A 10,291-nucleotide genomic window follows, 5' to 3' on the forward strand; every position below is an offset into this window, starting at 1 on the left:
AAGACCTGCCTTTCTTTTGTGTTTTTTACCGCTGTTCGTCTATAAACTGAGTTACAGAAGAGACAAAAGCGGCAGTGTTTTCCATATGGGGCAGCGCAGCAGTATTTTCAAACAATAAAAATTCGCCGTTGCTCCGTGTTTTTTCCGCTTCTTCCATGTACTGCCAGGGATTGGCGATGTTTTTTTCGCCCCAGATCAGAAGGAATGGCTTTTCCAGACGATGAAAGGCGTCTTTTGTATCCGCCGCCGCGAATCTTGTTTTTATGGCCGCATAGACCATTTGGGCATGGGCACCCCGGCGGGCGTTTTGGCAAACAGCCTCCAGAAAATCGGGGTCCAGACGTTCTTTTTCGTAGAACATTTCCTCCAGCATGGATTTGAGCCGGCTTTTTTTGGTGTCCTGCAGAAAACGCTGGGTCCCTATGACAGGAGAAAGCAGCATTTTCAGCGGTTTCATATCCTCTGTTGTGGCAAATCCACGGCCAAAGCCCTCTGGTGAAATCAGCACCAGCTTTTCCAGATCTTCGGGATAAAGCATAGACCAAATCAGCGCCAGGTCAGCGCTGCTGTTGGCTGCCAGGACAGAAACGCTTCCGGAAATTTCTTTTTGAACGAAGTCATGAAGAAAGGCGGCATATTGATAAGCCGTCCAAGGTTTTTTTGGCTGTTGGGACTGTCCGAAACCGGGCAGGTCCATGGTATAAACCGTGTACTCTTTCGAAAGCGCTTCCGCTGCTTTCTCCCATTCCATTCGAGAGGCTCCAGGAAAAATACTGTGGAGCAGAAGCAGTTTTTTCCCGTATCCTCTTTTTTCAAAGGCTGTTTCTATTCCATAAAACTCCTGCTTCTGGCAGGAGGACAGATTTTCTTTTTGATTGGCCCGACGGAGGGTCACGCATTGATAAAGAATCAGCGCGCCCATAGTGGCGCCCAATGAAGCTGCCAGCGGAAGTGAAAACTGTTTGAGTATTTTTTTCATCATGGGAAAAGCCTCCTTTCCAGTATAAATTTCTGTATTACTATTATGAACCGAAAAGCGGCATTTGAAAAGGGGGTATTTCATAGGATAGAATGAAGTTTTTTTGGAGCGGGGAGGCGTTTTGGTGGATTTATTCATGACTTTGGCGGGACAGCTGTTTTTGATTCTCTGCGTTCAGTCCATATTGGAGGTACTGGCGGCATCCCGCTGGTCCGGCAATTTGCAGAAGGTCATTTCCTTTGGCTGTTACCTGGCGGCCCTTGTTTTGGTGCTCCAATTCATGCAGCAGTATATGGATGATATTTTTCGATCCATCCTTCGGATATTCTAAGGGAAAGAACGTTGATTTTACGCGGATTTTATGTTAAATTATCATAGGACAGCTATGGTATTCGCATGCAGCCATGGCAGAAAGAAAATAGGTTAGGAACAGAAGCAAAATCTGACAAAAGAAAGCAGATCATTTTTCTTTGTGATTTTGAATTATGTAAACCAATATTCGGAGGTTTGTAAGTATGGATATGAAAATGGAACTGGCGAAATGTCTGGCAGAAGCGTCAGGTGTGGATGCGAAGGAAATATATGGAGCATTGGAAGTTCCCGCAAATAAGGAAATGGGGGATTATGCTTTTCCTTGTTTTAAGTTGGCAAAGGTACTGCGTAAGGCGCCGCCTATGATCGCGGCGGAAATTGGAGAAAAACTGCATAAGCCTGATTTTATCGAAAAGGTGCAGATCGTAGGGGCATATATCAACTTTTTTATGGACAAGCATTTTTATGCTAAAATGGTGCTGGAAAGTGTACTGACAGAAAAGGAAAACTATGGAAAGAGCCATATGGGTGAGGGAAAGACCATTGTCATTGACTATTCCTCTCCCAATATCGCGAAACCTTTCCATGTAGGCCATCTGCGTTCTACAGTGATCGGCAATGCTTTGTACCAGATTTATAAGGCGCTGGGCTATACCTGTGTAGGGGTCAACCATTTGGGAGACTGGGGCACACAGTTTGGCAAGCTCATCGTTGCCTATAAAAAATGGGGCAGCAAAGAAGCCGTAGAAGAAAAAGGCATACAGGAATTGATGCGGATTTATGTAAAATTCCATGACGAAGCGGAAAAAGCGCCGGAACTGGAAGACGAAGCAAGACTTTGGTTTGTAAAAATGCAGAACGGAGACGAAGAGGCTCTGACACTTTGGAAATGGTTTTATGACATCAGCATCAAGGAATTTGAACGTGTTTATGATATGCTGGGCGTAAAATTTGACGCTTATACGGGCGAGAGCTTTTATAACGACAAAATGGCGCCCGTTGTGGAAGAATTAAAGGAAAAAGGTCTGCTGGAGGAAAGCGAAGGGGCGATGATCGTAAAGCTGGACGAGGAAAATATGCCTCCCTGCCTGATTATCCGGAAGGACGGCGGTACCCTTTACGCTACAAGAGACATTACAGCGGCGCTGTACCGGAAGAAAACATACGATTTTGACAAGTGTATTTATCTGACCGCTTTGGACCAGAATCTGCATTTTGCCCAGTGGTTTGAAGTTATCCATAAAATGGGTTATGACTGGTACAAGGATCTAATTCATGTGCCCTTTGGTCTGGTTAGTCTGGACAGCGGCAAGCTGTCTACCCGTCACGGGAATGTGGTGCTGATGGAGGATCTGCTGCATCAGGCCATCGCGGAAACCAAAAAGATCATTGAAGAAAAGAATCCGGATCTGCCGGACAAGGAAGAGGTAGCCAAGAAAGTAGGCATTGGCGCTGTTATTTTCAATGACCTGTATAATACCAGAATCAAAGATGTTGTGTTCTCCTGGGAGAGAATGCTGAACTTTGACGGGGAGACAGGGCCTTATGTACAGTATACCCATGCCAGAAGCTGCAGTATCCTGAAAAAAGCGCCGGAATTCACTCTGGATGGACTGGATTACAGCAAGCTGGCGGATGAGGCGTCTATGGATGTCTGCAAACTGCTGGAAGCCTTCCCTGAAAAAATTAAGGACGCGGCCGCAAAGCTGGAGCCCTATCTGGTGACCCGCCATCTGGTGGCGATTTCTCAGGCATTCAATAAGTTCTATCATGACAATCCTATTCTGAACAGTGAGCCGGAAGTTCGTCAGGCAAGACTGGCTGTGGTAGTTGCGGTAAAGACCGTTCTGGCGGAAGGTCTGGCGTTATTGGGGATTGAGGCGCCGGAACAGATGTAATGTTTTTCGAGGAGGGTGACCGAATGAAAAAACTGAAATTGATTTACAATCCATTTTCCGGAAACAAAAGCTTTAAGTTTGATCTGGATGTCTGTTTCGGTATATTTCAGAAGGGCGGCTACGAGGTACACCCCTTCCGTACGCTGACACCTGGGGATATCGAGGAGCATATTGCCCAAATGGACGAGGATTATGACGCTGTGGTAGCCTCCGGCGGCGACGGCACCATCAATATTGTACTGAATGCCCTGATGCACCGTGGTCTTCGGATTCCTCTGGGGATCATCCCTTCCGGTACTGCCAACGATTTCGCTACTTTTTTAGGATTGAAAAGCGGAAATGTGGAAGAGGCCTGCCGTGTGATCGTAGAAACAAAGCCCCAGAAAATAGATATCGGTGTAGTCAATGAGAATTTGTATTTTATCAATGTCTGCGCCGGGGGTCTGCTGACCAATGTTTCCCAGACAGTGGACAAGGATGTGAAAAACGCTTTGGGCAGCCTTTCCTACTATTTAAAAGGCGTAGAGCAGCTGCCCAACTTCCATAAGATCCCCTTCCGGATTACGGCGGGGGATAAGGTTATAGAGGAAAATCTCTATCTTTATATGATTATGAACAGCACCGGCACCGGCGGATTTACGAAGCTGTCTCCCGAGGCCGATGTCACAGACGGGAAGTTTGAGCTGATCGGTGTTCGGGGAAAATCCATACTGGATATTCCGCCTGTTTTCTTAAAAATGCTGACGGGGGATCATATCAAAGACGAAAAGGCCATTCTCTATCTGCGGGAGGATTCCTTCCGGATCGAATGTCTGGATGAAAATTTCAAAATCATGGAGACAACGGTCGATGGTGAAATGGGACCGAAAATGCCGCTGGATGTGCGGGTGTTAAAGGAGGAATATCCTGTTTTCGGCAATATTAAACCAAAGCCTGTTTCACGTGAAACAAAATTACCCTTTTCCGTTAACATAAAAAAATAAAAAAGTAAGAGATGTTTCACGTGAAACATCTCTTTTTCATTTGCAGGACAGAAAAAATATGCTATAATTTACTTTACAAAGTACGGGAGAAAGGCAGGGTGAGCAACCATGGGAAGAGTAAGAGTTATTGCCATAACCAACCAGAAGGGCGGCGTAGGAAAAACCACTACGGCCATCAATCTGTCCGCCTGTCTGGCGGCGGCGGGAAAGAAGGTGCTGGCCATCGACGCGGATCAGCAGGGAAATACCACCAGCGGTCTGGGTCTGGAGAAAAACGAAATGGAACGCACCATCTATGAACTGCTGTTGGGAGAGGCGGAGATCTCTGAAGTAATGCAGCCCACCTGCGTGGAGGGGCTGGAGGTAATCCCTGCCAACATTCGTCTGACCGGTGCGGAGATTGAGCTCATCGGCAAGGAAGGCCGGGAATTCATATTGAAAGAAGCTCTGGACCCCATCAAGGATCAATATGATTTTATCATTATCGACTGCCCGCCCTCTTTGAATCTGATTACCATTAACGCCCTGACGGCGGCGGATACGGTGCTGGTACCGATTCAGTGTGAGTATTTTGCGTTAGAGGGGTTGGAACAGCTGCTCCACGCCGTAAATCTGGTAAAAAAACGGTTGAATCGACATCTGGAAATCGAGGGCATTGTCTTTACCATGTTTGACGCCCGTACCAATCTTTCTTTGCAGGTAGTAGAGGAAGTCAAACGGAGTCTGGGGGAAAATGTATACCGCACCATTATCCCGCGGAATGTGCGACTGGGGGAATCCCCCAGCCATGGTCTGCCCATCCATCTGTACGATCCCAAATCCAAAGGGGCCGAAAGCTATGGACTGCTGGCGGAGGAAGTCATGGAAAAGGAGTGGAACTAAATGGCTGCACCGAAAAAAGGACTGGGCGCCAAAGGTTTGGGACTGGAAGCGCTCATTAACAATAAAATGGAAGATTTCCAGAATGCCGGAGACGGTATTTTAGAGCTGGATATCAATAAGATCGAACCCAACCGGAAACAGCCCAGAAAGCATTTCGATGAAACGGCGCTGGAGGAACTGGCGGAGTCCTTAAAGGAATACGGTGTAATCCAGCCGCTGGTGGTACGCAAAAACGCGGAAGGCTATTATGAGATCATCGCTGGGGAACGTCGCTGGCGTGCCGCGAAAATCGCCGGACTGCATACGGTGCCCGCGGTACTGCGCGGCTGGGAAGAGGAAGAGGCTTTCGGCGCCGCGCTGGTAGAAAATCTCCAGCGGGAGGACCTGAATCCTATGGAGGAGGCCCAGAGCTACCGCCGTTTGCAGGAGGAGTTTGGATACAGTCAGGAAAAAATCGCCGAGAAGGTGGGAAAAAGCCGCCCCGCCATTGCCAACGCCATGCGTCTGCTCCAGCTGGACAGCCGTGTGCAGAATTTTGTGGCGGAAAATAAGCTGACGGGCGGACATGCCCGGACATTGCTGGCCATTGGGAATGGAGACCTTCAGTTTGAGCTGGCGGAACATATTATCGAGGACGGTCTCAGCGTCCGTGCCGTGGAGGCCATGGTAAAACGGGTGTTGGAGCAGAAAGAGAAAAAACCGGAACCGCCTGCACCGAGGAAAGAACCTGGTTACATCAGGATTGAGGAAGAATTGAAGCAGATCTTTGGAACAAAAGTGAAGGTAAATCAAAAAAAGAATAAGGGAAAAATCGAAATCGAATACTATTCCGAGGAAGATTTGGACCGTTTGCTGACAATGATGAAAAAACTGGAAACAGAAAGGTTATGACGACATGACAGCTTTTTTTCAGGAATATATGGCGCTGCTGTTTTGCGCCCTGGGGGCTGCCGTACTGTTCCTGCTGGTTTTCTGTATCATTCTGCTGGTGAAGATCAACAGGGAGAAAAAGCGGTACGACTATTTTATGGGGGCCAATCGCCGTCCGTCCCACAATCTGGAAATGAAAATACAGGAATATTTTGAAACATCCAAAAGTATCGAGGAAAAATACGAAAAACTGCTGGATATGGTAACGGATATGGATAAAACCATGAAGTCCAACGTGCAGAAAGTGGGGCTGGTACGCTACAATCCCTTCGAGGAAATGGGCGGCAATCTCTGTTTTGCCCTGGCACTGCTGGATGGAGAGGATAATGGTGTGGTGCTCAACGGCATCCATAGCCGGACCGGTTCCTTTACCTATGCTAAGCCCATTGAAATGGGCGTCAGCATATATATGCTTTCCGAAGAGGAGAAGCAGGCGGTAAAAATGGCGCAGGATCATGCCTATGTACCGGAGCATGAAAAGGTAATGAAGGTAAAATTCAAACCGCTGTTCAAACGCCGCTATGCCGCTATGGATCAGCAGATGGAGCTGGAGGAAATGCTGGCGGAGGCCAGAGAGAAAATCAAATCCATCGGCGATGTGACTATGGCGGAAAAAGAACAGATTCAGGAAGAGGAAACGCAGGCGGGAAAAATCGCCGCTGCGGAGGAAACGGCACCGGTGATCCAGGAGGCGCCGCTGTCTATTTCAAAAGAAGAGATCCTGGAACAGATGGAGCTGGAGGATTTTTCCTCGGAAAAAGAGGAAGAAATCAAAAAGCCCCAGGAAAAAAACGAAGAACCAGACAAATAAGAAAACCGCCGTTTGTCTTTTGGGACGACCGGCGGTTGACTTTCATCTATTGATTTTGTCTGCGAAATAATGTGGAAATGTGAATAAAACTTGTGGAAAAGTCCACAAAAACGAAAAGTTATCCACATTTTGCCGGGAAAATCCTGGGATTTGTCCACATTTCCCCGATTTTTTATCCACAAAAAGGGGAGAAGTGGTGGATAACTTATGTAAACACAGGAGGATGGAAACATGGCCTATAAAATGATATTTTCCGATATGGACGGCACTTTATTGAAAACGGAGACAGAGATTTCTCAGAAAAATGTGGACAAAGTGATCCAGGCCGTCAATCATGGCACAGAATTTGTCATCTGCACCGGCAGAGGTGTCTATGGCGTAGAACGTTTTTTGGAACAGCTGAAACTGATGGGACGCAGTGGATATGTAATCTGCCAGAACGGCGCGGCGGTCTATGATCTGCGGGATATGCGCCTGACCATACAGCATCATTTTTCCGCTGATGTTCTCCGCCCGGTGGTAGAGACAGCCAGAAAAATGGGGATTGCTGTTTATCTGTACGATGATCGGACCTTTATGGCGGAAAAAATGACAGAGGAAGTAAAAGCCTACTGCCGTGTCATGCATGCCGATATGCGTATTTTGCCCGACGGGCTGGAATACGAAGGGAATTATACGAAATGCTTGCTAAGCGGACCCGGGGAAAAGCTGGAACGGCTGAAGCTGGAGGTGACACCGGCGGTGGGGGACCAGCTGAATATGTTCTTTTCCGGCCCCCATTACCTGGAGTTTGTGAAAAAAGGCGTCAGCAAGGGCAAGGCCATGGAAGAAACGGCGGCAAAGGCCCATGTGGATCTGAAGGAGGTTATTGCCATCGGTGATAGTGATAATGACCTTTCCATGATCCAGAAGGCCGGTCTGGGCATTGCCGTAGCCAACGCCCAGGATCATGTGAAAGCGGCGGCGGATTTTATCACACAGGGCACCTGTCAGCAGGACGCTGTGGCGGAAGTCATTGACCGGTTTATTTTCGGAAAATAAGAATATGATGCGGCGTGAAGTGCTTGATTGAGAAAACGTTTCTGTTTCTCAGAAAGCCGCTTTGCGCCGGTTTTTTCGCAAAAAAAAGCACCCGATGATCGGGGAACCATCGGGTGTCGGACGTATCAAACGTCCTGGGGCATAGTTTATGTACAGGAAAAGGGGCCTCCTTGTACAAAAACTATCATACTATAAGAACCTGAGAGAATCTCTAAAGCAAAATTAAAATTTGATTAGAATTATTCAGAACGGGTTCGGAAAAAAGACAAAAAAAGTGCTTGCCTTTTTTCCGCCTTGTGCTATAATATTCTTCAATAAGGCGCAAAACGACGTATTTTTGTCGTCACAGGAAAACTAAGCCCTGGGAATTCCTCCAGAGAGCCGGCGGTTGGTGCGAGCCGGCGGAAGGAACAAGGCCCTCCACTTTCTTAGCCGCCGGTGAAAGCCGGAAGGGTAAGCCCTTTATCGCTGTTTAAAGTGGTTCGAAAATTTGTTTTCGGGCAATGCGGGTGGCAACGCGGGAGCAACTCTCGTCCCTGTTTTTGGGATCGGGGGTTTTTTTATTTTCCGAAAAACCCCGAAATCCCCGAGATTCGTATAGGCAAAGGAAAAAAAGAAAGGAGAAACAAAATGTTAGACATTAAATTTGTAAGAGAAAACCCTGAAGTCGTAAAGGAAAATATCCGTAAAAAATTCCAGGATGAAAAACTGCCTCTGGTAGACGAGGTGATCGAACTGGACGCGGAAAACAGAACCATCAAGCAGGAAGTAGAAGGCCTGCGCGCTCAGAGAAATAAACTGTCCAAACAGATCGGCGGTTTGATGGCAAAGGGCGAAAAGGATGAGGCGGAAAAGGTAAAAGCACAGATCGCCGCTGACGCGGAACGTGTAGACGAACTGTCCGCAAGAGAAAAAGACGTGGAAGAACGCATCAAAAAGATCATGATGACCATTCCCAATATCATTGATCCTTCCGTACCCATCGGCAAAGATGATAGCGAAAACGTGGAAGTAGAACGCTTTGGCGAACCCGTTGTTCCTGATTTCGAGATCCCTTACCATACAGATATTATGGAAAGCTTCGGTGGCATTGATCTGGACAGCGCCAGAAAAGTAGCCGGCAACGGTTTCTATTACCTGATGGGCGATATCGCAAGACTGCATTCCGCAGTTCTGGCTTACGCAAGAGACTTCATGATCGGCAGAGGCTTCAAATACTGCATCCCTCCTTTTATGATCCGCAGCAACGTTGTAACCGGCGTTATGAGCTTTGCGGAAATGGACGCTATGATGTATAAGATCGAAGGCGAAGACCTGTACCTGATCGGTACCAGTGAACACTCCATGATCGGTAAATTTATCGATACCATGAACAAAGAAGAAGACCTGCCTCAGACCCTGACCAGCTATTCCCCTTGCTTCCGTAAGGAAAAAGGCGCTCACGGCATTGAGGAAAGAGGCGTTTACCGTATCCATCAGTTCGAGAAGCAGGAAATGATCGTTGTCTGCAAGCCTGAGGACAGCCCTATGTGGTATGATAAGCTGTGGCAGAACACCGTTGACCTGTTCCGTTCCATGGATATCCCCGTAAGAACTCTGGAATGCTGCTCCGGTGACCTGGCAGACCTGAAAGTAAAATCCGTAGACGTAGAAGCATGGTCCCCCAGACAGAAGAAATACTTCGAGATCGGCAGCTGCTCCAACCTGGGCGACGCGCAGGCAAGAAGACTGGGTATCCGTGTGGTAGGCAAAGATGGCAGAAAATACTTCGCCCATACACTGAACAACACTGTAGCCGCTCCTCCCAGAATGCTGATCGCTCTGCTGGAGAACAACCTGCAGGCAGATGGCAGCGTTCGTGTGCCTGAGGTACTGCGTCCTTACATGGGTGGCCTGGAAAAACTGGAAAAGATCCAGAAATAATTCCGTATTCCTGAAAAATACAATGGCTCCGCTTTTGGAAAAAGGCGGAGTCTGTTTTTTTGAAAAAAAGGTTTGACATAAGGCGGAATAGATGGTATACTATCACTTGCAGTAGGCTGTTTGGAGAAGTACTCAAGAGGCTGAAGAGGTGCCCCTGCTAAGGGTATAGGTCGTTAACGCGGCGCGAGGGTTCAAATCCCTCCTTCTCCGTCAAAGACATCAACGAAGGTTGGTGTCTTTTTTTTATTTATTAAAAAAGAACCCGAGCGCCGCGGCGCGGGATTCTCCGTCGACCGCTGCCGGTGGCAGGAGGAGGGAGACGGAGAATGCGAGAGGAATTCTTTTTTCCTGCGGAAAAAACCGCAAACCGCGCGTCCACTTGGCCTTCGCAGCGCAGCAGCGCAGGGTCAGGCCATCGTAAACGGACGCAAAGTTTTGCTGAACGGCCTGTTCAAATCCCTCCTTCTCCGTCAAAGACATCAACGAAGAAGTTCCCTGGGGGCAGGACTTTGGCTTCGCCAAAGGTCCACGG

10 protein-coding genes and 1 tRNA gene are annotated in these 10,291 nt (G+C 47.9%); 9 read left to right on the forward strand and 2 right to left on the reverse strand.

Annotated features, from left to right (window positions below):
- Positions 1-25: 25 nt before the first annotated feature.
- The gene (locus H9X84_RS10605; RefSeq protein WP_205134072.1) at positions 26-982 is read right to left on the reverse strand and encodes an alpha/beta fold hydrolase; all 957 of its coding nucleotides are present in this window, start codon (positions 980-982) and stop codon (positions 26-28) included.
- 121 nt (positions 983-1,103) lie between these two features.
- Between H9X84_RS10605 and H9X84_RS10610 the strand changes: the two genes are divergently transcribed.
- The 9 genes from H9X84_RS10610 to H9X84_RS10650 all read left to right on the forward strand — a co-directional run bounded on the left by H9X84_RS10610 (position 1,104) and on the right by H9X84_RS10650 (position 9,969).
- The gene (locus H9X84_RS10610; RefSeq protein WP_205134073.1) at positions 1,104-1,310 is read left to right on the forward strand and encodes a hypothetical protein; all 207 of its coding nucleotides are present in this window, start codon (positions 1,104-1,106) and stop codon (positions 1,308-1,310) included.
- A gap of 184 nt (positions 1,311-1,494) precedes the next feature.
- Positions 1,495-3,189: an arginine--tRNA ligase gene (argS, locus tag H9X84_RS10615; RefSeq protein WP_205134074.1), complete on the forward strand. Its 1,695-nt coding sequence runs from the start codon at positions 1,495-1,497 to the stop codon at positions 3,187-3,189.
- 23 nt (positions 3,190-3,212) lie between these two features.
- Positions 3,213-4,172, forward strand: a complete 960-nt coding sequence (locus H9X84_RS10620) for a YegS/Rv2252/BmrU family lipid kinase (RefSeq protein ID WP_205134075.1) — start codon at positions 3,213-3,215, stop codon at positions 4,170-4,172.
- A 108-nt stretch (positions 4,173-4,280) separates the two neighbouring features.
- Complete coding sequence (locus H9X84_RS10625) at positions 4,281-5,054, forward strand: ParA family protein (RefSeq protein ID WP_205134076.1); 774 nt, start codon at positions 4,281-4,283, stop codon at positions 5,052-5,054.
- The gene (locus H9X84_RS10630; protein WP_205134077.1) at positions 5,055-5,945 is read left to right on the forward strand and encodes a ParB/RepB/Spo0J family partition protein; all 891 of its coding nucleotides are present in this window, start codon (positions 5,055-5,057) and stop codon (positions 5,943-5,945) included.
- A gap of 4 nt (positions 5,946-5,949) precedes the next feature.
- On the forward strand, positions 5,950-6,795 hold the full coding sequence (locus H9X84_RS10635; protein WP_205134078.1) for a DUF4446 family protein: 846 nt from the start codon (positions 5,950-5,952) through the stop codon (positions 6,793-6,795).
- 231 nt (positions 6,796-7,026) lie between these two features.
- Positions 7,027-7,836, forward strand: a complete 810-nt coding sequence (locus H9X84_RS10640; protein ID WP_205134079.1) for a Cof-type HAD-IIB family hydrolase — start codon at positions 7,027-7,029, stop codon at positions 7,834-7,836.
- Positions 7,837-8,466: 630 nt separating this feature from the next.
- Positions 8,467-9,759 carry a serine--tRNA ligase gene (gene serS, locus H9X84_RS10645; protein WP_205134080.1) on the forward strand — a complete coding sequence of 431 codons (1,293 nt, stop codon included), beginning with the start codon at positions 8,467-8,469 and terminating at the stop codon, positions 9,757-9,759.
- A 122-nt stretch (positions 9,760-9,881) separates the two neighbouring features.
- Positions 9,882-9,969: transfer RNA gene (locus tag H9X84_RS10650), tRNA-Ser, on the forward strand.
- Between the two features lie 33 nt (positions 9,970-10,002).
- Here H9X84_RS10650 and H9X84_RS10655 read toward each other — a convergent pair.
- On the reverse strand, positions 10,003-10,291 hold a 289-nt coding region (locus H9X84_RS10655), incomplete at its 5' end, for a hypothetical protein (RefSeq protein ID WP_205142729.1).

Source organism: Anaerotignum lactatifermentans, assembly GCF_016902535.1.
In the GTDB taxonomy this organism is placed as follows: domain Bacteria; phylum Bacillota; class Clostridia; order Lachnospirales; family Anaerotignaceae; genus Anaerotignum; species Anaerotignum lactatifermentans_A.